Here is a 22,226-nt window from a genome sequence, read left to right as displayed (position 1 = left end):
CGGAGTTGGCCGGCACAGGGCTTTTAAGCAATAATTATCCGCTCATAGGGCTGACCACAGTGACAAAGGGCTTCGAACGGGGCGCTGTCTGCATAATCTTCAGATAAGAAACCGCAACCAAGGCAGGTTGTTCTAACCTTTGTTAAATAGTGTTTGGCAGCCTTGGCCTTACGGATGGCTGTTGCAGCAGCGGGCAAGGACTCTGCCTGCAGTGAGAAGGTATTGGTTTGGCAACCGTTAGGATCGCAACAGTTTATTATCAGGTTGTTTCCCGGGGACACAGCCGGGAAACCGGTAATTTGAGTATAGGGAATAATAAGCCAGCGGCAGTTAGTATCGTCTGCCGGTTTATCAACAAAGTAGATAGCATGGCTGGATATGATCAATGCCCCATTTTCCTCTAAAAATGTTGCCGCTATAATCAAATGTATGGTTTCACCTAACCAGAGATTTTGGGGAACAGGGGTTAATAATGCTTGTAAGTCAGGCGTTAATTCTGAAAAATGAGGGTAGATTTTTTTTAGAGGCAATGGTTGCGGGACACCGCCAAAGGTAACTGTGATTGCCGCCTTTTCGGCTGTAAATATTGGCAGTATCTCCAGTATATTGTTAACTTTACCCTTATATATTATAACAGACGGCATCTGGTCAATTGCCATTTTTATGGCTAATTTTCCGCGTAATAAGACATTCTCCAGCTGCTGCCGCAGGTTTTCCTGCCGGGAGCAGCCTTTGAGGATAAGGCTATAATACTTGTGTTCACAGGCCATACAGGCACCTCACTTTCACTCAATATTGTACACTGCTGGGAATTTATTGACAATATAAGAAAGTGAAAAAGTACTTGATTTATAAATCTGATACGGTTTATGATAAGAGCATTGATTGTTGTGTGCTCAGCGCAATAGGAGATGTTAATTTGGATTCAATTAGCCCTGAAATTATTTTATTTTTACTTATTGCGGGCTTTATTGCTGCTTTTATTGATTCGGTTGTAGGCGGGGGCGGTTTAGTCTCTTTACCGGCACTTATGTTTACCGGTTTACCGCCGAGTGTGGTGCTAGGTACTAATAAACTTGCCAGCTCGCTATGCTCAATCACAAGTACAATTTCTTTCTTGCGATCAGGCAAGATTGACTGCCGTCTGGTCGTTTGGCTGTTTCCCTTATCCTTTATTGGTTCCGTTTTGGGCGCCTATACGGTTCGTCACATTCCACCGGAGTTTTTAAAGCCATTGGTGGTTGTGCTGCTAATTGTCGTGGCTATATATACTATTTTAAAAAAAGACTGGGGCGCAGAATCAACGTATCAGGGACTTACTCCGCAAACAAAGTCAATTATTGCCCTGTCTGTGCTGGCGATTGGTTTTTATGACGGTTTTTTTGGTCCCGGGGCCGGTTCATTTTTTATTTTTTCCTTTCTGATGCTGGGGTTTGATTTTGTAGTGGCAGCAGGCAATGCTAAAGTAATGAATTTTGCCAGTAATATTGCTGCGGTGATAACATTCATTTATCTTGATTCAGTGAATTTTTATTATGGCTTTATCATGGGGGGAGCCATGATTGCCGGTGCAATTGCCGGTTCACAGGTTGCGATTAAAAGCGGTACTGCCTATGTACGTCCATTATTTATTAGCATGACCAGTCTGCTGATTGGCAAACAATTATGGGATCTGGTAATGAAGTAGCGCCGATTGAGAGGATAAGGAAATCGACTACCTCAGTGGTAGCCGATTTTCTAACCTGTCAGAATTTATAAAGTTAAATGTTGTGCAGCCTAAGGGCTAAAAATAATCGCTACCCTTTAGAGAATGAATTTATCAACAAGGTCAATTAATTGGTTTATTTCAGGTTTTGAGACCTGGCCGTTAGCCCCGATTGACTGGCCTTTGATCCGCATCTCTTCATTAATGAGCGAGGAGAAGATTAGGACAGGCAAATGTTTCAATTTATCATTTTCTTTAATACGTTTGGTAAGATGATGGCCGTCCATTTGGGGCATTTCAATATCTGTTATTATTAGCTGCACTTTGCTTTCAATGGGTTCACCGCTGCCGCTTAATTGCTCAATTTTTTGCCAGGCATCCAGGCCGTTCTCTGTCAGGATAATATTGGCGTAACCGGCTTTGTGCAGGGTGCCTAATAATAAATCCCGCAGCAGTTTGGAATCCTCAGCCACTAAAATTGTTTTATTCTTACGAATTGCCGTTATATCGGCTGACTGTTCGGTAACTTCATTAAATTTCTGATTCATTTCGGGGTTGATTTCGGCTACTATTTTTTCAAAATCAAGCAGAACCACCATCTTATCGGCCATTTTTATAATGCCGACAACCATTTCTGAGTTGGCGATATGAGGGGGTGGCTCCATGGCTGTCCAGGAGATCCGGTGAATCCTGGATACTTCATCAACAAGGAAGGCTACATAGTAGTTGTTAAGCTCGCTTACAATAATTTTGGGTGAGGTTGTGGTTGATTGGCTGTTCAGGCAGCGGGGGAGGTTAATCAATGGCATAACCCGGCCGCGCAGGGTAAAGATACCATCAACCCAGGGGTGGACATTTGGCATTTTGGTGACCGGTAAGGGGTTGATTACTTCTCTGACTTTAGCCACATTAATGCCGTAGCTGACCGGGCCTATTGAGAATTCAACTATTTCAAATTCATTTGTGCCAGTTTCCAGTAAAATGCCTTTTTTTTCAGACATTGCCAGCCCTTCTTTCTTTTTTCTATAACGACAAATATAGACATTTTTTAATTACCTATTTATTTCTATCTTAGAGATCTTTTACCTGCTAGCAACTTGTCTGTAAGAATAAATTAATGTGTATTTTCATTTTTGGCTGTAAATACTATATTAATTATTGTTTATGCAGGAAAAGGGCAAGGTATAGGGAATAATATTACATTTATCGGTTTATTTAGATTACGTGTTGATTACAGGACTCAAGGAGTGGAGTTTTTTTGAATATGCTGACAGACAATGATACAATTAGCGCTATAGCTACAGCGGTGGGTGAGGGCGGCATTGGTATTGTCAGAATTAGCGGCAATAAAGCTGTGGCTATTGCTAACAGGCTGTTCAGCAGTAAAAGCGGTAAGCAGGCAGCAAGGATTGTGTCACATCAGGTTGTATATGGTGACATTATTGATCCAGAGAGCGGCGAAACGGTTGATGAGGTGCTATTAATCCTTATGCGGGCACCCCGGTCTTATACCCGGGAGGATGTTGTCGAAATTCATTGTCACGGTGGACCAGTGCCATTACAGCGAATTTTAGAGCTGACGCTTGTGCTGGGTTCCAGGCTGGCTGAGCCTGGTGAGTTTACCAAGCGGGCTTTTTTACATGGACGGCTTGATTTGGCTCAGGCTGAGGCTGTCATTGATATTATCAGATCAAAAACTGATGCTTCACTCAAGACGGCAGTGGGTAATCTTTCCGGGCTGTTATCAACAGAGATTAAACACCTGCGCCATGTTATCCTTAGTATGATTGCCCAGCTGGAAGCGGCCATCGATTTTCCGGAAGAAGATATTGAGGAAGCGGCAGCCGCTGATGTAGCGCAGCTTATTATCCAGGTGCAAGCAGATGTGGATAAACTGTTGGCCACAGCTCAGACCGGCCGGATACTGCGGGAAGGTTTGGCGACAGTAATTATTGGTAAGCCTAATGTGGGCAAGTCTAGCCTGCTTAACGCCCTTCTGCGGGAAACAAGGGCGATTGTTACGGATATTCCCGGTACGACCAGAGATAGCATTGAGGAATATGTCAATATCCGCGGGATACCGCTTAAAATAATTGATACGGCAGGAATTCATGAAACAACTGATATTGTAGAGCGAATTGGTGTGGAAAAGGCTAAGGCATTAGTGAAGCAGGCTGATCTCGTTTTACTGCTTTTGGATGCTTCCATGCCGCTGGCACCGGAAGACCGGGCAATATTAGAGTTGCTTGCAGGTCAACAGGCTATTATTATTGTTAATAAAAGTGATTTGCCCCCTTTGCTTGATTTTACAGCCCTGGAGCAGTATAGCGGCAACAGGCTGGTCGTAAGAACTTCGATAACACTGGGAGAAGGTTTGGCCGAGCTGGAGGAGATAATAGCGAACTTGGTTTATCAGGGTCAGGTCAGTCAGGGTGAAGCCGCTTTTGTGAATAATGTTCGACATGCAGATGCTCTGCGGCAAACGAATCAACGACTGGCCGAGGCTTTGGCAACGATTGAGCGCGGCCTGCCGCCGGACTGCGTTGTTGTTGATCTGCGGGCCGCCTGGGAGAAACTAGGGGAAATTACCGGCGACACTATCGGTGAGGATATTATTGATCAGATATTTGCTCAGTTTTGTATTGGTAAATAGCCACGAGCGAATATTTATTAACAGGCGGCTTCTGCCGGCGTCCTAAAGGACTTGGCATAAGCCAAGTTTTTCTAATTAATTAATGAGGTGAAGGGAATTTGTTTCAGGCAGGAAAGTATGATGTAATAGTGATTGGTGCAGGACATGCCGGCTGTGAGGCTGCCCTGGCGGCCGCGCGGCTGGGCTGCCGGACGCTCATCACTACACTTAATCTGGATAATATAGCAATGATGCCGTGTAATCCTGCTGTAGGCGGACCGGCCAAGGGCCATCTGGTGCGGGAGATTGATGCCTTAGGCGGTCAAATGGGTATTAATACTGATAAGACCTGTATCCAGGTGCGGATGCTTAATACCGGCAAAGGCCCTGCTGTTCATGCTTTGCGGGCGCAGGCTGATAAACAGCTGTATCAGCTAACTATGAAGCATACGCTGGAAATGCAGCCGGGTTTGGCTGTTAAACAGGCACTGATTGAACAGATTCTTGTTGAGAATGGCCAGGTTGCAGGTGTTGTTACTGAGTTAGGGGAGTTGTACGCTGCTGCCTGTGTTGTGATAGCTACAGGCACTTATCTTCGCGGCCGGGTTATCATTGGTGACATTAACTATCCTGGCGGACCGGCCGGACAGCGGCCGGCAGTAAAATTGTCCGAAACACTTCGCGCTTTAGGTATTACGCTTATGCGGTTTAAGACCGGAACCCCGGCCAGAGTGGATGGCCGGACTGTAGATACCGGGAAAATGGCTATTCAGCCTGGTGATGAGATTACCCATAATTTCTCTTTTATGAGTGATATTACTACCCGGCAGCAGACACCCTGCTGGCTTACCTACACGAATGCCGAGACCCACGCTATTATTAGAGCAAATATGCACCGGTCGCCTTTATATATGGGGCTAATTGAAGGGACAGGGCCGCGTTATTGCCCGTCAATTGAGGATAAAGTCGTCCGGTTTGCTGATAAATTATCGCACCAGGTTTTTGTTGAGCCTGAAGGTACAGGAACTACAGAGATGTATGTGCAGGGGATGTCTACAAGCTTGCCTGTTGATGTTCAAATGGCTTTCCTGCGGACCATTCCCGGACTGGAGAAGGCGGAAGTCATGCGGGTCGGCTATGCGATTGAATATGACTGTATTGATCCGACAGAACTAAAGCCTACTTTGGAAACGAAAAAGATCAGAGGGCTGTTTTCCTCCGGGCAGGCTAACGGCACCTCCGGTTATGAAGAGGCAGCCGCTCAGGGCCTGATAGCGGGTATTAATGCGGCGAGGTTGGCACAGGCTAAGCCCCCCTTCATTTTGTCGCGAGCCGATGCTTATATCGGTGTGCTGATTGATGATCTGGTGACTAAAGGAACCAGTGAACCCTACCGGATTATGACATCACGGGCGGAATACCGGCTAATTCTCCGGCAGGATAATGCGGACCTGCGTCTGACCGAAAAAGGCCGTGACCTTGGTTTAGTCAGTGACGAAAGGTACGAGCGGTTTACTGTTAAGCGTGATGCGATTCAAAACACGCTGGCGCTGTTAAAAAGCAGGCAAATTACGCCAGTGGCTGAGATACAGAGTAAATTGGCAGCGCTTGGCACCGCCGAGCTGCGAACAGGTATAACCCTGTATGATTTACTTAGGCGGACTGAAATTACCTATGAGGCAATGCGTACACAGTTTGACCTGCCTGATATACCGGCATTAGTGAGGGAACAGATTGAGATTGCTGTTAAATATGAAGGGTATATTCAAAAACAAATTGAACAGGTTGAGCGCTCTGCTAAATTGGAGACTAAACATTTGCCGGAAGAGATTGATTATAACCAGATGAGTGGCTTGGCCTTAGAAGCCAGGCAGAAACTTAATAAAATCCGGCCGCTGTCAGTGGGGCAGGCGGCACGGATATCGGGTGTATCACCTGCCGATATTTCCATACTAATGGTGTATCTGGAACAACGGCGCAGCCGACAGGGGGAATAGAGGGGGCAAGGTATGGAAGATTTTAAAGAACTGCTGTTGCAAGCGTCGACTGAATATGGTCTGGCATTATCAGACAATCAACTGACAGCTATGGACAGTTATTATCAGTTACTGGTTGAATGGAACAAAAAAATAAACCTGACTGCCATTACCCGGCCACAGGATGTGGCGGTTAAACATATGATTGATTCTCTGTCCTGTTACCGGCAGGATATTTTTAATACTGATACCTGTATAATTGATGTTGGCACAGGCGCCGGGTTTCCGGGTATTCCGCTTAAAATTTACCGGCCTGATCTAAAACTGACACTCATGGATTCCCTGAATAAGCGATTACTATTTTTGCAGGCGGTGACTGACCGTCTGGAGCTGCGGGAGGTTGAGCTTGTACATGCCCGGGCGGAGGAGGGCGGCAAAGGCAGGCAATACCGGGAAAAATTTCAGATTGCGGTGTCGCGGGCTGTGGCCAGGCTAAATATTCTGTGTGAGCTCTGTTTGCCTTTTGTCCGGCCGGGTGGTTGGTTTATAGCCCTGAAAGGGGCGCAATATGAAGAGGAAGTGGCAGAAGCAGCCCGGGCGATAGCAATCCTTGGTGGCAGCATCGACCGGCTGGAACCTGTCAATTTGCCCGGTATTGCCGATAAAAGAGCAGTTATTTATATTAAAAAGATGGCGGCGACACCTGCTGAATATCCCCGCCGGCCGGGAACACCGGAAAAAAAACCGCTCTAATTTAGAGGAAAATTCCAGTTCTTGCAGAATATATAAAATAACGCAAGTCGCAAATGTTGTTTGTAGGTGGTGGAAACATGAGAAACTTGGCTAAGCTGTTTGGTATTGGAGATGCTTCGCCAACTATTCCTGAACTTGTTCCCGAGAAAAGTTCTGCCGTTATTGTTGATGAAATAGTTGCAGCTAAACCTGCTCTAAATACAGATACGGACTCTGCTGATGAAGTGCAAGCAGTGCAACGGGTATCGCCTGATATTGTTATCCCTAATCCTTTTCAGCCCAGAAAAACCTTTAATGACGATTCTTTGCAGGAATTGGCAGCGTCCATTCGCGAGTTTGGTGTGATTCAACCGCTGCTGGTCCGTCGACGGGGGCCTGTTTATGAATTGATTGCCGGTGAACGGCGATTGCGGGCTTCGCGCTTGGCTGGATTGCCGGAGGTTCCTGTGATTGTGCGGGAACTTGAGGATAAAGAGATGGCAGAGTTAGCCATGATTGAAAATCTGCAGCGCGAAGATTTGCACTTTTTGGAAGAAGCGGAAGGGTATCAGCATTTGATTGCAAGCTTTAACTTTACGCAGGAAGAACTGGCCAGACGGGTAGGGAAAAATCAGTCAACAATTGCTAATAAACTTCGGTTATTAAAACTTGCGTCAGAAGTACGCCAGGCTGTGGTTGGACAAAATTTAACTGAACGCCATGCGCGGGCTTTATTAAAAATTGAAGACACACATGTACAGTTGGAAATACTCGGCGGGGTAAAGGAAAAAGGCTTAAATGTACGGGAAACAGAGGATTTAATTGAAACCTATACCGTAAATATTTCCCGGGAAAAGGAAAAACAGGCAACTCCCAAACAAACGGTTGTAAAGATAATTAAGGATGTGCGTATTTTTATCAATACAATCAATAGTGTCGTCAGTCAAATGAAAAAAAGCGGTATGGATATCAAAGTTAAACAGGATATTGAAGGCGATTATGTTATTATTAATATTCAGGTAAAAAATAATCGCCCGCAGCAACCTGCAAAATAAATATAGTAAGAGGGCCACTTTAGTATTGTGGTGACTATAGCTACGGATTAAAAAAAGTCCTGATACCAGATAAAACTATGGTATCAGGACTTCTGTTTTTGTTATAGGCGGAACGATTGCGATCATTGCCGCCGGCAGCGTACTGACTGTTGCGGTATGTTTGCATAACAGAGCTTACCTCAGGCAGCTATCCTATCGGGGTTGCGCTAATTGCTGCTGCCAAGCAGTTGTTTGGCAATATTGACGGCAGCTACTCCGTTGGCGGCGTAGGCATCGGCGCCGGCCTGCAGGGCATAACTTTCTGTAAGCACGGCACCGCCGACAATTGTTTTGACAGTGAAACCAGCAGCTTTTAGGGCATTTATAGTTATGTCAACTTGAGGCAGTGTAGTTGTCATAAGCGCACAGAGACCGATAATGTGAGGCCGGTATTCTTTGGTAGCAGCTACAATCGCTGCCGGAGCGACATCTTTTCCTAAGTCAATAACAGTAAAGCCATTATTCTCCATCAGGGCGGCAACAATGTTTTTACCGAGGTCGTGGATATCGCCTTTTACTGTAGCTAACAATACTGTTCCTAAACTCTGGGTAGTATGGGCCGGTAGAACCTCTTTAATTGTATTAAAAGCAATGCGCATAGTTTCAGCTGACAATAAGACCTGCGGTAAAAAGCAGCGGCCTTGTCCGAAAGCCAGTCCCACTTCATTCATGGCTGCTGTCAAAGCCTGATCAGTTATAGTGAGAGGTGGATAGTTTTCGGCAAGTGCCTGCCGGATGAGCGGGGCAACACCTGTTGTTTCACCGTTAATAACAGTTTGCCGGATCTGCATTAATAGATCAGGTGGTGTATTACTAACAGTAACTGGTGGGGCAGGCTGTTCAACATATTTCCTGCTGTAAGCAATGGCCTGGCTGTCATGGCCGCTGAGGGCGGAGGCTGCTGACCAGATATCCTGCATAAGCGGATCGAAGGGATTAAGGATTGGCGCATCAAGGCCTGAGGCAAGTGCCATCGCGCAAAATGAGGCATTCATTAAATCGCGCCGGGGCAGACCGAAGGAGACATTACTGAGGCCCATAACGGCAGGGCAGCCAAAATGCTCGCGGTATAACTTGAGCGTTAATAATGTTTCTGCTGCCGCCCGGGCATCTGTTGCTACTGTCATCACTAAGGCGTCAAGCAACAGGTCTTGCCGGTTTAAGCCATGTTCTACGGCAACATCAATAATTTGTTTGGCCACTTTTATTCGTTCTGCTGCTGTAGTGGGAACGCCGCCGTCGGATAGTGGCAGGCATAATACGGTTGCCCCATATTTTTTAGCTAAGGGTAAAAAGCTTTCCAGCCTTTCGGCTTCGGCTGTGACCGAGTTAATCAGGGCCCGGCCGGGATAAGCCCTGAGCCCGGCTTCAAGCGCGGCCGGGTCAGTTGTATCAATAGCCAGCGGCGCATCAACTAAGACCGATAATTCTTCGATAACCTGTTTCATGGTGGCTGCCTGATTAATTCCAGGTACGCCCATATTAACATCAAGGATACCGGCCCCGGCTTTAATCTGGGCCAGCGCTTCCTTTTTTACTGTGATGAGGTTACCTTCTTTAATATCCTTAGCTAAGGCTTTACGGCCAGTGGGGTTGATGCGTTCACCAATAATGACCGGTGCAAACCGGGGACCAAGGTATAGGGTCCGGGTCCGGCTGGTTAACGCCGTGCAGGCAGTATGAGGCCTGTGGCTAACCGGAGTGCTCAGGTTGTCTACTGCTTGCCTGATCGCCTTAATATGGGCCGGGGTGGTGCCACAGCAGCCACCGATAAAAGTAGCGCCTGCGGCTACCAGCTTCGGAATCCAGGCGGCCATTTCGCCCGCTTTCATCGGGAAAACGGTGTGTCCATTAATTAACTCCGGCATGCCTGCGTTTGGCTGGACACTGATGGCTAAGGAACTGGACTGGGCTAAGGTCGCAATTACCGGCAAAAGCTGAGCCGGGCCTAATGAGCAATTAGCACCTATTATTGTTGCTCCCATAGCTTCCAGGGTGATGGCGGCTGTGCGGGGATCGGTGCCTGTTACTGTGCGGCCGTCAGCATCAAAAGATAGCTGGCAGATAATGGGCTTGCGGGTTGCTGCTTTGGCAGCCAGGAGAGCGGCCCGCATTTCCTGCATATCGATAATAGTTTCAATGATTATAAAGTCAATTCCGGCCTGATCCAACGCACTTATTTGCTCAAAGAAAACATCATAGGCAGTGTCAAAGGTTAAATCACCTAGTGGGGCAATAAACTTGCCGGTGGGGCCGACAGAACCGGCAAGTTGGGCATGAGTGCCTGCGGCCTGGCGGGCCGCAGCCACGGCAGCCGCATTAATGGCAACTGTTTTCTGCTCAAGGCCGTAATGAGCTAATTTTATGCGGTTGCCGCCAAAGGTATTCGTTTCTATTATTGTTGCACCGGCTTCAATATATTGACGATGGATTTTTGTTATTTTTTCCGGATGAGCAATATTCCATGCTTCGGGGCATTCTCCTGGTGCTAAGCCTGCTTGATGCAACATAGTTCCCATTGCACCGTCAAAAATATGGATCATTCAGTAGTGGTCTCCTTTCGTGCATGACAACCCGGCTGTCCGCATTTATCGCATGACAGAACTTGCTCATGATGTAAATTTAATGTTTGGTGATAAGGATATAAACCAATAATAGCTGTGACAGATTTGCGCGGTACAAGCATTTTGGTATCTGTAACGCTCAGGTCAATGGCAGCGCCTGAGGCTAACTGGAGGATTTCAGGCTGTACAATAATTGGCCAGCCGCCATAACCGGGACTAAAGCGGCGGCCGGCAGTAAGCCCGGAACGGGCTGCTTGCCCGGATATTACATAACAGACTGCGTTACAGGTCATTTCTACTGCTGTCGTGCCGGCGGCATCCAGTAACAGGCCTAGCGTATATTGATTTTTAGAGAATAGGTTAGATACTTCCTGTTCGAGGCTGATGCCAATTGTTGCTGCCATTATTGCTACTTCTGCGGCTCCCTGCAGATGCCTGATAATTGCTTCGGCCGTAAGTATCAGCGGAGAAGGCGACATAATGGTATGTGAATCCTGATCATAGGCGTAAACCTGCCAGACTCCTCTGGGCGTAGCCAAAAGCTGAGCTTGCGTGCATGCATCAGAAAGGAGTGTAGCGGAAAAATCTGTTTTACCGCTTAACCCTGCATAGCGTTTGGTTTCATCAAGGTCGATAGTCGTTAACCGGGGATGATATATCGGCATGGGAAAGACCTCCTTAATGAAGTGCGGTATTATTAGCATTATATTATATTTTGCCAATTAGTTAAAGCTGTGATATTTGCAGATTTACAAATAATTTATTGATTTTAATGTTTCATTACCAAGTTTTTCATATCAAAAAAATATTTGGCAGGAAATTATGCATAGGTGGGAGAATGAAAGGATGAAAACGATTCTAATGCTACAATCTATTTGAGGTGAACTAGTTTGGTAAAAGTGATTGCTATCGCCAATCAAAAAGGGGGAGTTGGCAAGACGACAACAGCGGTTAATCTGTCGGCTTGTCTGGCTGAGCTGGGTAAAAGGGTGCTGCTTATTGATATTGACCCGCAGGGTAACTCCACTAGCGGATTGGGATTCAATAAAGGCTCAATTAAACGCTGTGTCTACGATGCGCTGGTAAACGATGTCCCGCTGGAAACAATTGTGCTTCCGACCCAAATCCCGAATCTTAAGCTGTTGCCGGCGACAATTCAGCTGGCTGGGGCTGAAATTGAGCTTGTATCAATGATGTCCCGTGAAGGTAAATTAAAGCGAGCCCTGGATAAGGCAAAATTCAGCTATGAATACGTTTTGATTGACTGTCCGCCTTCGTTGGGTTTACTAACAATTAATTCATTGACGGCTGCTAATTCGGTGCTAGTTCCTATTCAATGCGAGTTTTATGCTTTGGAGGGCTTGACACAATTGATGAGTACAGTGAGCCTGGTGCAAAAGAATTTAAATCCAGTTTTGACGCTTGAAGGTGTTGTGCTTACCATGTTTGATGCCCGTACCAATTTATCCATTCAGGTCGTTGATGAGGTTAAAAACCATTTCCGTCATAAAGTATATCAAACAATTATTCCCCGTAATGTCCGTTTAAGCGAGGCCCCCAGCCATGGGCAGCCTGTAATAAAATATGATCCTAAATCTAAAGGTACAGAAGTGTATTTTGATTTAGCACGTGAGGTGATTGGTGATGAGTAAACGAGGATTGGGCAGAGGCTTGGACGCTTTGTTTGGTTCTCCGGGCACTGTTGAAATGAATGCAGAACCGGAGTACACCAATGAAATTACCCTTACAGATATTATGCCTAACCCTCATCAACCTAGGCAAAGTTTTGATGAAGAGGCATTAGCTGAACTAGCTCAGTCTATTAAGCAACATGGTGTCATCCAACCGGTTATTGTCCGTAAAACCCTTAGTGGGTATGAACTTGTAGCTGGCGAGCGGCGCTGGCGGGCTTCACAATTGGCAGGGTTAAAACAGATTCCGGCGGTTATCCGTGATTATACCGATGCAGAAATGATGGAGATCGCATTAATTGAGAACCTGCAACGTCAGAACCTTAATCCTATTGAAGAAGCCATGGCATTCCGGCGGTTAATGGAGGAGTTTGGCTTAACCCAGGAAGAGGTCGCGCAGAAGATCGGGCGCAGCCGTTCGATGATTGCTAATATTGTACGCTTGCTCAACCTGCAGGCTGAGGTCCAGGAATTTGTTTCACGTGGAACATTATCTATCGGACAAGCCAGACCACTGTTAGCCCTGACTGTGCCGGCAGTGCAGCTTGAGGCTGCTAACCAAATTATTGAGGAAGATTTATCGGCGCGGGACGCCGAAGAACTGGTACGTCGTTTAGCTGCCCGGCGTCCGGCCAAGAAGACTGAGGGCAAAGTCGAGCCGGAGACCGTAGCGGATCATCAGTTTTTTATGAATGAATTTGAGGATCGTTTAAAAATGATGCTAGGCACGCAAGTGCGAATTAAACCGGGAAAACTAAAAAGCAAAATTGAAATTGAGTATTATTCACCAGAAGACTTAGAACGGATTATCGAAATGTTGTCCAGCCGGCAAGAGTCGGTTAATACCGGCTTTCGTGGCCACCTTGTAGTGTGAAATAAAATGTTTCACGTGAAACATTGATTTATCAGGCTCTGAAGCAGGAGGTGGGTTAGCTGCATATGAGGCTAGAGAAAGATCTGTTGGGAGAACGGGAAATTCCTGCCGGTGTATACTATGGGATTTATACCTTACGGGCCAGGGAGAATTTTCCGTTATCCGGTTATAAAGTATCATATACGCTAATTAAGGCGATAAGCCTAATAAAAAAAGCAGCAGCAGAAGTCAACAGCGAATTGGGTTTTCTCCCTCAAGACAAAGCACGAGCGATAGCCACGGCGGCAGAAGAGGTAATGAACGGCAAGTTAAGTGACCAGTTTGTTGTTGATGCCTTGCAGGGAGGGGCCGGGACCTCCACCAATATGAATGTGAATGAGGTGCTTGCTAACAGGGCTATTGAACTTTTAGGCGGACGTCTCGGTGACTATGATATAGTTCATCCGTTAAACCATGTTAATAAACATCAATCTACAAATGATGTTTATCCAACGGCACTTAGAATTGCCGCCATATGGCTGCTTAAGCCGTTAAGCGAGAGTTGTGCTGGACTGCAGGCAGCATTGCAGGCCAAAGAAGCTGAGTTTGCCGGCGTGATAAAGGTTGGCCGTACCGAGATGCAAGATGCGGTACCAGTAATGTTAGGCCAGGAGTTTAGTGCCTACGCCGGTGCGATTGCCCGGGACCGCTGGCGGTTGTATAAGGTTGAGGAACGTCTGCGGCAGGCCGCCCTAGGTGGTACGGCGATTGGCACAGGCCTAAATGCTGACAGGAAGTATATCTTTATGGTAAATGACCGGGTGCGGCAATATGCCGGCATTGGCTTAGCCCGGGCTGAAAACATGATTGATGTTATTCAGAATGCAGATGTTTTTGTTGAGGTATCCGGTCTGCTTAAGGCCTTGGCAGTAAATCTGGGAAAGCTGGCTCATGACCTTAGACTGCTTTCTTCTGGCCCGATGGCCGGACTGGGCGAGATACGGCTGCCGGAACGGCAGGCCGGGTCATCCATTATGCCCGGTAAGGTGAATCCGATTATTCCGGAAGCTGTTAATCAAGTAGCCTTTCATGTTATGGCTTCAGATATTGCAATTGCTATGGCTGCGCAGTCCGGGCAGCTTGAGCTTAATCCCTTTATGCCCTTAATTGCCCATCATCTGCTGGAAAACCTGTCAATATTAACAAATGCAGTAACCATACTTAATGAGTTTTGTGTTCAGGGAATCATGGCAGATTCTGAACGCTGCCAGTTGTTATTGGCAGGCAGCCAGGTCAGTGTTACGGCTTTGGTTCCGCATATTGGCTATGATCAGGCGTCAAAGGTTGCCCGGCGGGCGATGAAGGCCGGTATTAGTGTGCGTCAGGCGGCCCTGGAATTAGCTGTTCTGTCTGCCGAGGAGCTTGATGCCGTTCTGGACCCCCGGGCTATGACCCGGCCAGGAATCGCCGGGTCACAAAAATAGAAGGGTGGGAGAACATATGCAAGAAACCCCCAAGGGATCACGGCTGCATATTGCGATCTTTGGACGGCGTAATGCCGGTAAGTCAAGCTTAATTAATGCCCTTACCAGCCAGGATATTGCATTGGTTTCTGCTGTGCCGGGGACAACGACTGATCCTGTATATAAGGCTATGGAAATCTTGCCGCTGGGGCCGGTAATGATTATTGACACGGCCGGCATTGATGATGTTGGTGATTTGGGACAGTTAAGGGTCGAGCGTACGCTGCAGGTTCTCAATAAAGCTGATTTAGCCATTGTGGTTATTGAGCCTGAACAGGGTGTTACGGAGTTTGAGCAGACGCTGGTGCAGAATATCCGCAAGCGTGGTTTGCCTATGGCCGGTGTTGTCAATAAAAGCGATATTATGCCGGTTACAGCCGAGCTAATTGATAAGTACAGCGCATTGCTGGCTTTACCGTTAAGCAGTATTAGTGCCAAAAATGGTCAGGGCATTGAAGAATTGAAACGCTTACTTATCAGGTTAGCACCAGATAACTGGGAAGGCCCGCCGGTTATTGGTGATTTAGTGTCGCCGGGAGATACGGTGGTATTGGTTGTACCTATTGATTTAGCAGCACCCAAAGGACGCTTGATTCTGCCGCAGGTTCAGACAATACGCGATCTTTTAGATAATGATGCCTGTGCTGTGATTGTTAAAGAACGTGAACTAAAAGAAGCTTTGGCAGGACTCAAAAGCCCGCCGCGCCTGGTTGTCACTGATTCACAGGAATTCATGAAGGTTGGAGCCGATACCCCGCCAGGTATTATGCTGACCTCTTTTTCGATTTTAATGGCCCGGCATAAAGGCGATCTTGAAACTCTCGTGGCCGGGGCCAAAGCCATCGGGGCACTACAGCCTGGCGATAAGGTGCTTATTGCGGAAGGGTGTACCCATCACCGTCAGGCTGATGATATTGGCCGGGTGAAGATTCCCCGCTGGCTTAGGCAGTCGGTCGGGAGCGAGTTGGATTTCGACTGGTTTTCCGGGAGTTCATTTCCCCCGGATTTAAAGAAATATAAATTAATTGTCCATTGCGGCGCCTGTATGCTTAATCGGCGGGAAATGCTTTATCGTTTGGCAATGGCCAGGGAGGCGGGGGTGCCAATTGTTAATTATGGGCTATTGATTGCTCAGGTACATGGTATTTTATACCGGGCCCTGGAACCATTCCCCCTGGCCCGGATGATACTGGAAGATTAGGAGCGAATGAGTTGATTTATCTTGATAATGCGGCTACAACCTGGCCTAAGCCAGAGTCTGTCTATCAGGCTGTTGATGATTGCTTACGATTGATAGGAGCAAATCCGGGGCGTGGCGGTCACAGTATGGCGCGTCAAGCCAGTTTGTTATTATATGAGGCGCGTGAGGGGCTTGCTGAATTATTTGGCATTGAGGATGCGAACCAGATCGTGTTTACCCATAATGCCACCGATGCTATCTGTATGTCTATATTTGGACTATTAAGTCCCGGTGACCGGATTGTTACAACAGCCATGGAGCACAACGCTGTCGCCAGGGCTGTTCGTTTTGTTGAGGCCAAAGGCGTACAAGTTACGGTTATCCCCTGTTCCGGCGACGGCCAGCTTGATTTGGCGGCAATGCGGGCCGCTATCAGCAATAAACCTAAAGCCGTCATTATGAGCCATGCTTCCAATGTTACCGGTACCCTTATGCCGGTGGCCGAGGTCGGAGAGATGACCAGGCGGCAGGGGGTTGTTTTGATTGTTGATGCTGCGCAGACGGCCGGGGTCGAAGCTATTGATGTTGCCGGGATGGGCATTGATATACTGGCCTTTAGCGGTCATAAGGGTCTGCTGGGGCCTCAGGGCACCGGCGGCTTATTTGTCAGCAGAACAGTGGCTGTAGCCCCGCTTAGAGTCGGCGGTACCGGCAGTTTGTCTGAATCTGACAACCAACCGGAATTTATGCCTGACCGGCTGGAAAGCGGTACACCTAATACCCCTGGCATTGCCGGCTTAAAAGCCGGTGTCCGCTTTATTCTGGCTACCGGCAGAAAAAATATACAGGCCAAAGAATTGGCACTGACGCAATTACTCCTTGCCGGCTTAAAGGATATTGCGGCGGTAAAACTTTATGGAGCCGCAAGTACTGCCGGACGTACCGCCGTGGTATCGTTTACGCTGGCCGGCAAGGACAGTGGTCTGATAGCCCATGCTCTGGACAGAGAATATGGCATCGCCTGCCGCGCCGGTTTACACTGCGCTCCCTGGGCCCATCAGACGCTGGGGACGATTAAAACAGGAACTGTGCGGTTTAGCCCAGGCTATTTTAATACTCGGGCGGAGATTGAACAGGCCATTGCTGCCGTACGGGAGCTGGCGCTGCCGGGAGGTTTGCGGTAATGAAAGGAACTATCGTTAATGCTGCCGCTGTTTTCGTCGGCTCCGGTATCGGACTGGCATTAAAACAGGGCATACCTGAGAAATATCACAATACTATTATGCAGGGAATGGCGTTGGCTGTTGGGGTTATAGGCCTACAAATGGCACTTAAAACAGAAAATATACTTGTCGTCATCTTAGGACTGGCAATGGGGGCAGTGATAGGCGAGGCCCTCAATATTGATCATTATCTAAATAAACTTGGCGAGCGTTTATCGTTGAAACTTGGCAAACAGAGCGGCGGCGGCCAAAGCAGTATTGGCCGCGGTTTCGTCACTGCCAGCCTGATATACTGCATTGGGGCAATGTCTGTTGTTGGTTCGATTCAGGATGGGTTGACCGGTGACACCAGTACGCTGTATGCCAAATCATTGTTAGATGGAATTACAGCTATTGTCTTTGCCTCAACTATGGGCATCGGTGTAATGTTTTCCAGTATATCCGTTTTGCTTTATCAGGGGCTGATTACCTTACTAGCCGGGTTTTTAAGTGCGGTTCTGTCTGACAATGTAATTAAGGAAATGACAGCCACCGGCGGCATTCTTATCGTTGGGGTGAGCATACTAATGCTGGAACTAAAAAAAATAAGGCTGGCAAATTTGCTGCCAGCCATCCCTGCGGCTGCGGTTATTGCTTATTTTTGGCCGCCAATGTAAATAACTTTATTTGCTGGGCAGATTAGAGGAAAGGTGATACAATGTCGATTTTGGATATATCTCAGTATACTGTATTCATTACTACAAATCTTCCTTATATATTACTGGTATTAACCGTGCTGATTTTTCTGGCTCTTATTGTTTTTATCAACATCAATCGTAAGTTGAGCAGATTGACTAGACGGTATAAAAAAATGATGGCAGGCATGGAGGGCATTAATATCGAACGGTTACTGGTACAGCATGTTGAGGAAGTCCGGCTGGCTGTAGACAAGGTTAATCGTCTGGAGGGCGAGTGCCGCCGCCTCGCCACAGTTACGGCCGCCTCTATTCAGTATGTTGGTGTTGTCCGTTTTAATGCTTTTGAAGATACGGGCAGTGACCTAAGCTTTGCGCTGGCCTTACTCGACGGGAGTAAAACCGGGGTTGTGCTGTCAAGTATTTATGGTCGGAATGAGTCCCGGGTTTACGCAAAACCAATAACTAAGGGTGAATCTGCGTATTACCTGACCGATGAGGAAAAAGGCGCATTAAATAAAGCGTTGGGAAAAAATTCATAAAATGGCAGGATTTTTGCAGTTTTTGGCGAATAATATCCAATTAGGCATAAAAGACAATTAAGAGGTGAAAGTATTGCATTCAAAACCGCCAAAACCTGACAAACGGGAATATACCTTGATGATAGTGCCACATCATGCCAAATCTGTATTTAGTGTGCGCATACCAATTAAAACTGTCAAATATGCAGCCGCAGCGCTGGGTATTTGTCTTACAATACTGTCGGGAACGATGCTTAGTTATCGTTATCAGGCTAATATCGCCACCCAGGAAAAAATGGAACTGACGCAGCTGCGGGAAGTAAACAGCAAACAGTATTCACAGTTGGAGGAACTGGCGAGAACGACAGCTCAGCTACAGGAAGATATGGTCCGCCTGAATCAACTGGATGCTGATTTGCGACGGCTGGTAAATAGTGATGACTCAACAGGTGCTTCCCGTTCAGCACCCGTCAGGGTGGGAAATCATAATGGCCTGGGGGGGCCAGAAAGTAAACCTGGTATTAATGAACTGAATAATCTGGTGCAAGAGCTGGGAACTTCTGTTAAAGAACGGGAACAAAGCCTGTTAGCGTTAAAGAATTCGCTGATCGAGAAAAATGAGCGCTTAGCGGCCACTCCGTCTATTTGGCCGACCAATGGTGACATTACTTCACGTTTTGGCTGGCGCAGTTCGCCTTGGGGGGTGGGCAGTGACTGGCACCCAGGGATTGATATTGCCAATGATACCGGTACGCCGGTTGTTGCCACTGCTGATGGTGTTGTTGCCAATAGTACCTGGTATGGCGGTTATGGAAAACTGGTTGAGATTGATCATGGCAACGGCATTATTACAATTTACGGACATAATTCTGAATTGCTGGTTGCGCCAGGACAAAAAGTAAAAAAAGGCGAGACGATCGCTTATATGGGCAACACAGGTATAAGCACGGGGCCGCATTGCCATTATGAAATCCGCGTAAATGGGACGGCCGTTAATCCGTCCAGTTTCTTATAAGGGAGGAGCCGCAACCATGTTTGGCAGCAGCAAGAAACAGGCCATTAGTATGAGTGATCAGGTTGGCACGATTCTCGGACGGGATACCTCTTTTAAGGGTAGTATTTCCTCGCAGGGGACGATCCGTATTGATGGCCAGCACGAGGGAGAACTGGTTACTGTTGGTGATGTTGTGATTGGTGAAAGTGGCCGGTTACAGGCGCAATTAAAAGCCTGTAACGTAATTATTGCCGGTACAATCACCGGCAATATCGAGGTTTCAGATAAATTGGAACTACTGCCTACCGCCAAAGTGTACGGGGATATTAAGGTTGGTATTTTAACTATTAATGAGGGCGCGGTATTCCGCGGTGCCTGCCAGATGCTCAAGGAGTCGGCTGGCGGCGAAGATGAGTAATCCCCAAAAAGACCAGGCTACTAGTTTTCTAGTAGCCTGGTCTTTTTATCCTGCTAAAAAGATTTTTTCCCTGGATCAGGGCAACATCGGCTTACGCTTTCGCCAAAGGCTCGGCGCAAGCCGTGTTTTCTTTATTTCTTCTGCGTTTTACTGTGTATGAATCTGGGGGCGCCCTAAACCAAATGATAAACCATGGGCGATTGTATCAGCCATTTTCATGACCAAATTCAAACGGGTACTCTGCAGTACCAAATGCTCCATAAAGCCGCCGACATTAACAATGCCGGTTATATAGGCATTGCCGACCGGCGGCAGGTCTTTGTTGACTGCCGCCCCCGGTTTAAGAGAACCCTGCCCCAGTGTAACATAGCCTACATTCTCAAGTTTGCCCAAGCAGGCATCCACAGCAATGACAAAAGGGGCTGGAAAAGCAGTGTTAATGGATTTGAGCATAGACTCAAGGTTAGTGGCATGGACCGGATCATCGAGAGTGCCGTAGATATGAGGAAATAAATTAATATTCTTAAGTTTAGTTCCTGTCAGCGGACCTAGGGAATCGCCTGTCGAGCGGTCAGTGCCGATACACAGGACCACAATGTCACGCCCCTCAGCCCTGGCACCCTGGACAAGGGTCCGTACAGACATTGCCAAGTCGTATACAGCACTAGGCTGGGCAATATTAAATCTCGATTCCTGTGTAGGTTCAGGTGCCGGCGGGGGTTGTTTGATAGGCGATAGTTTATTCAGGCCTGGGAAATTTAATATGTTATTTAGCATGCCACAGCTCCCGGTAAAGATATTTGATATTACCATTATGTGTAAGTAATGCTAAATCTATACGTAATAGCAGGAATTTTCCCGGCAATAAAGGAATAAAATAAGAAAAATTTAACAATGATTATATATGAAAACCAAACGATATTTCTTTCCAGGCAGGATAGTGACAACATTCAATCGTTTGCATTCCGCGCTAAAGCCTGTCTGTAAATAATCATTGGAGGGTATACAGCGAATCTTTACGGCCCATAAATCGCCAAAGAACCTGGTGGGGGGAATAGACTAAATGAGTGCAGATAATAGGAAGCTACGTTTAATACCTGCTATTGACCGCCTCGTTGCTGTTGCTGCAGCTGAGCCTGATATGAATAAGTATCCCCGTAATTTAATCATTGCCTGTTTGCGTAAAGTCACTGACCAGTTGCGAACAGTACTAGTTAAGGGGGACAATGTGGATACCAGCCCTGAGGCGCTTGTTACAACTGCCAGACAGCTGCTTGAGTACCAAACCCGTTCCAGCTTACGCAAAGTGATTAATGCTACGGGGGTTGTGTTACATACCAATCTGGGGCGGGCACCGCTTGGCCGGCGTGCCATTGCCAGTGTTTCTCAGATTATGGAAGGTTATAGCACCCTTGAATATAATATAAACTCAGGCGAACGCGGCAGCCGCTATGAACATGTTGCAGAAAAACTCCGCCAACTGACGGGGGCGGAAGATGTACTTATCGTTAATAATAACGCGGCAGCGGTATTGTTAGTCTTATCGTCTGTAGCCCGGGGGCGGGAGGTTATTGTCAGTCGCGGCGAGCTCGTGGAAATCGGCGGTTCTTTCCGTATTCCTGATGTTTTAAAACAAAGTGGTGCTGTTCTTGTTGAGGTTGGCACTACCAATAAAACACACCTGGGCGATTATGAACAGGCCATTGGCCCGAATACGGCAGCGATTCTAAAAGTTCATACCAGTAATTATTGTATTGTTGGTTTTACGTCGCAGCCGGATGGAGCCGGTCTCGCCGCGTTAGCCCACAAGCACCGTTTGCCGGTGATTGAGGATTTGGGCAGTGGTACGCTAAGATCTTTAGCAGTAGGAGGGCAGACAGAGCCGTCAGTTATCGAGCAGCTGGCCCTGGGATTTGATCTTGTTACTTTTAGCTGTGATAAACTGCTGGGGGCCGGGCAGGGGGGCATTATTGCCGGGAAGGCAGAGTATATCCACCTAATGAAGACACATCCGCTGCTGCGGGCCGTCCGTATTGATAAGCTGTCATTAGCCGCCCTTGAAGGCACTCTGCAGGACTATATGGCCGGCGATCCCTGGCAGGATATTCCGGTGCTGGCAATGCTGACGATAACCCCCCGGGCTTTAAAGGAGCGGGCTGAAGGTCTGTATCGGTTGCTTGTTCAGCAGAACCCGCTGCTTACTTGCCAGGTAGTAGCATTAAACTCGCCGGTGGGAGGAGGGGCCTTGCCGGCAGCCGTGCTGACAGGCTATGGTGTGGCTGTAACCCTGCCGGGCATAAGTGCCGGGTGTTTGGAGAGCCGTCTGCGGCAAAGGGAGATGCCGATTGTTGTCCGGATACAAGACGAGAGGGTTATTTTTGATGTGCGCTGCTTAGCCGAGCGGGACTTGCCGGAGATTGCTGCAGCTTTTAAGACTATGTCTTAG

20 protein-coding genes are annotated in these 22,226 nt (G+C 47.4%); 15 read left to right on the top strand and 5 right to left on the bottom strand.

Annotation, left to right across the window (positions count from 1 at the left end):
• Positions 1-23: 23 nt before the first annotated feature.
• A complete protein-coding gene (locus SPTER_RS22370) occupies positions 24-770 on the bottom strand; it encodes a hypothetical protein (RefSeq protein WP_144352405.1) in 747 nt (248 codons plus the stop codon).
• 149 nt (positions 771-919) lie between these two features.
• Between SPTER_RS22370 and SPTER_RS22365 the strand changes: the two genes are divergently transcribed.
• A complete protein-coding gene (locus tag SPTER_RS22365) occupies positions 920-1,687 on the top strand; it encodes a TSUP family transporter (RefSeq protein WP_144352404.1) in 768 nt (255 codons plus the stop codon).
• A 116-nt stretch (positions 1,688-1,803) separates the two neighbouring features.
• Here SPTER_RS22365 and SPTER_RS22360 read toward each other — a convergent pair whose 3' ends face one another.
• Positions 1,804-2,706: a chemotaxis protein gene (locus tag SPTER_RS22360; protein ID WP_144352403.1), complete on the bottom strand. Its 903-nt coding sequence runs from the start codon at positions 2,704-2,706 to the stop codon at positions 1,804-1,806.
• Between the two features lie 266 nt (positions 2,707-2,972).
• Between SPTER_RS22360 and mnmE the strand changes: the two genes are divergently transcribed.
• From mnmE to noc, 4 genes are all read left to right on the top strand, one after another.
• Positions 2,973-4,358: a tRNA uridine-5-carboxymethylaminomethyl(34) synthesis GTPase MnmE gene (mnmE, locus tag SPTER_RS22355; protein WP_144353047.1), complete on the top strand. Its 1,386-nt coding sequence runs from the start codon at positions 2,973-2,975 to the stop codon at positions 4,356-4,358.
• 98 nt (positions 4,359-4,456) lie between these two features.
• Complete coding sequence (mnmG, locus tag SPTER_RS22350) at positions 4,457-6,334, top strand: tRNA uridine-5-carboxymethylaminomethyl(34) synthesis enzyme MnmG (RefSeq protein ID WP_144352402.1); 1,878 nt, start codon at positions 4,457-4,459, stop codon at positions 6,332-6,334.
• A 12-nt stretch (positions 6,335-6,346) separates the two neighbouring features.
• Positions 6,347-7,066, top strand: a complete 720-nt coding sequence (rsmG, locus tag SPTER_RS22345; protein WP_144352401.1) for a 16S rRNA (guanine(527)-N(7))-methyltransferase RsmG — start codon at positions 6,347-6,349, stop codon at positions 7,064-7,066.
• Between the two features lie 53 nt (positions 7,067-7,119).
• A complete protein-coding gene (gene noc / locus SPTER_RS22340; RefSeq protein WP_246105401.1) occupies positions 7,120-8,100 on the top strand; it encodes a nucleoid occlusion protein in 981 nt (326 codons plus the stop codon).
• A gap of 206 nt (positions 8,101-8,306) precedes the next feature.
• Here noc and SPTER_RS22335 read toward each other — a convergent pair whose 3' ends face one another.
• Positions 8,307-10,682, bottom strand: a complete 2,376-nt coding sequence (locus SPTER_RS22335; protein WP_144352400.1) for a homocysteine S-methyltransferase family protein — start codon at positions 10,680-10,682, stop codon at positions 8,307-8,309.
• A complete protein-coding gene (locus SPTER_RS22330; RefSeq protein ID WP_144352399.1) occupies positions 10,679-11,368 on the bottom strand; it encodes a methionine synthase in 690 nt (229 codons plus the stop codon). Before SPTER_RS22330 ends, SPTER_RS22335 begins: the two co-directional genes overlap by 4 nt.
• Positions 11,369-11,593: 225 nt before the next feature.
• Here SPTER_RS22330 and SPTER_RS22325 point away from each other — a divergent pair, with 225 nt between their 5' ends.
• The 9 genes from SPTER_RS22325 (at position 11,594) to SPTER_RS22285 (ending at position 19,780) form a co-directional block, all read left to right on the top strand.
• A complete protein-coding gene (locus tag SPTER_RS22325; RefSeq protein ID WP_144352398.1) occupies positions 11,594-12,355 on the top strand; it encodes a ParA family protein in 762 nt (253 codons plus the stop codon).
• Positions 12,348-13,268 (top strand): ParB/RepB/Spo0J family partition protein, encoded by a 921-nt coding sequence (locus tag SPTER_RS22320; RefSeq protein WP_144352397.1) that lies wholly within the window; start codon positions 12,348-12,350, stop codon positions 13,266-13,268. The genes SPTER_RS22325 and SPTER_RS22320 overlap by 8 nt, the downstream gene beginning before the upstream one ends.
• Positions 13,269-13,333: 65 nt before the next feature.
• Complete coding sequence (locus SPTER_RS22315; protein ID WP_144352396.1) at positions 13,334-14,731, top strand: aspartate ammonia-lyase; 1,398 nt, start codon at positions 13,334-13,336, stop codon at positions 14,729-14,731.
• Between the two features lie 16 nt (positions 14,732-14,747).
• Positions 14,748-15,971: a [FeFe] hydrogenase H-cluster maturation GTPase HydF gene (gene hydF / locus SPTER_RS22310; protein WP_144353045.1), complete on the top strand. Its 1,224-nt coding sequence runs from the start codon at positions 14,748-14,750 to the stop codon at positions 15,969-15,971.
• A gap of 11 nt (positions 15,972-15,982) precedes the next feature.
• Positions 15,983-17,134, top strand: a complete 1,152-nt coding sequence (locus SPTER_RS22305; RefSeq protein ID WP_144352395.1) for an aminotransferase class V-fold PLP-dependent enzyme — start codon at positions 15,983-15,985, stop codon at positions 17,132-17,134.
• Positions 17,134-17,829: a DUF554 domain-containing protein gene (locus tag SPTER_RS22300; protein ID WP_144352394.1), complete on the top strand. Its 696-nt coding sequence runs from the start codon at positions 17,134-17,136 to the stop codon at positions 17,827-17,829. The genes SPTER_RS22305 and SPTER_RS22300 overlap by 1 nt, the downstream gene beginning before the upstream one ends.
• Positions 17,830-17,870: 41 nt before the next feature.
• Entirely contained in the window at positions 17,871-18,389 is a 519-nt protein-coding gene (locus SPTER_RS22295) for a DUF4446 family protein (RefSeq protein ID WP_144352393.1), read from the top strand.
• A gap of 64 nt (positions 18,390-18,453) precedes the next feature.
• On the top strand, positions 18,454-19,383 hold the full coding sequence (locus tag SPTER_RS22290) for a M23 family metallopeptidase (RefSeq protein WP_246105400.1): 930 nt from the start codon (positions 18,454-18,456) through the stop codon (positions 19,381-19,383).
• A gap of 16 nt (positions 19,384-19,399) precedes the next feature.
• Positions 19,400-19,780, top strand: a complete 381-nt coding sequence (locus SPTER_RS22285; protein ID WP_144352392.1) for a bactofilin family protein — start codon at positions 19,400-19,402, stop codon at positions 19,778-19,780.
• Positions 19,781-19,927: 147 nt separating this feature from the next.
• On the opposite strand, the gene yyaC is transcribed toward SPTER_RS22285, so the two are convergent.
• Entirely contained in the window at positions 19,928-20,425 is a 498-nt protein-coding gene (gene yyaC, locus SPTER_RS22280; protein WP_246105399.1) for a spore protease YyaC, read from the bottom strand.
• 418 nt (positions 20,426-20,843) lie between these two features.
• Between yyaC and selA the strand changes: the two genes are divergently transcribed.
• Positions 20,844-22,226, top strand: coding sequence for an L-seryl-tRNA(Sec) selenium transferase (selA, locus tag SPTER_RS22275; RefSeq protein ID WP_144352390.1), 1,383 nt, complete (start codon positions 20,844-20,846; stop codon positions 22,224-22,226).

This window comes from Sporomusa termitida (genome assembly GCF_007641255.1).
Lineage (GTDB): Bacteria > Bacillota > Negativicutes > Sporomusales > Sporomusaceae > Sporomusa > Sporomusa termitida.
This window is presented reverse-complemented; position numbering and strand designations above follow the sequence as displayed.

Coding starts and splice junctions, on each gene's coding strand:
- rsmG (WP_144352401.1), top strand. CDS start 6,347: ATGGAAGATTTTAAAGAACTGCTGTTGCAAGCGTCGACTGAATATGGT.
- SPTER_RS22295 (WP_144352393.1), top strand. CDS start 17,871: ATGTCGATTTTGGATATATCTCAGTATACTGTATTCATTACTACAAAT.
- SPTER_RS22335 (WP_144352400.1), bottom strand. CDS start 10,682: ATGATCCATATTTTTGACGGTGCAATGGGAACTATGTTGCATCAAGCA.
- SPTER_RS22300 (WP_144352394.1), top strand. CDS start 17,134: ATGAAAGGAACTATCGTTAATGCTGCCGCTGTTTTCGTCGGCTCCGGT.
- SPTER_RS22330 (WP_144352399.1), bottom strand. CDS start 11,368: ATGCCGATATATCATCCCCGGTTAACGACTATCGACCTTGATGAAACC.
- SPTER_RS22320 (WP_144352397.1), top strand. CDS start 12,348: ATGAGTAAACGAGGATTGGGCAGAGGCTTGGACGCTTTGTTTGGTTCT.
- SPTER_RS22370 (WP_144352405.1), bottom strand. CDS start 770: ATGGCCTGTGAACACAAGTATTATAGCCTTATCCTCAAAGGCTGCTCC.
- SPTER_RS22315 (WP_144352396.1), top strand. CDS start 13,334: ATGAGGCTAGAGAAAGATCTGTTGGGAGAACGGGAAATTCCTGCCGGT.
- SPTER_RS22360 (WP_144352403.1), bottom strand. CDS start 2,706: ATGTCTGAAAAAAAAGGCATTTTACTGGAAACTGGCACAAATGAATTT.
- hydF (WP_144353045.1), top strand. CDS start 14,748: ATGCAAGAAACCCCCAAGGGATCACGGCTGCATATTGCGATCTTTGGA.
- selA (WP_144352390.1), top strand. CDS start 20,844: ATGAGTGCAGATAATAGGAAGCTACGTTTAATACCTGCTATTGACCGC.
- yyaC (WP_246105399.1), bottom strand. CDS start 20,425: ATGTCTGTACGGACCCTTGTCCAGGGTGCCAGGGCTGAGGGGCGTGAC.
- SPTER_RS22285 (WP_144352392.1), top strand. CDS start 19,400: ATGTTTGGCAGCAGCAAGAAACAGGCCATTAGTATGAGTGATCAGGTT.
- noc (WP_246105401.1), top strand. CDS start 7,120: ATGTTGTTTGTAGGTGGTGGAAACATGAGAAACTTGGCTAAGCTGTTT.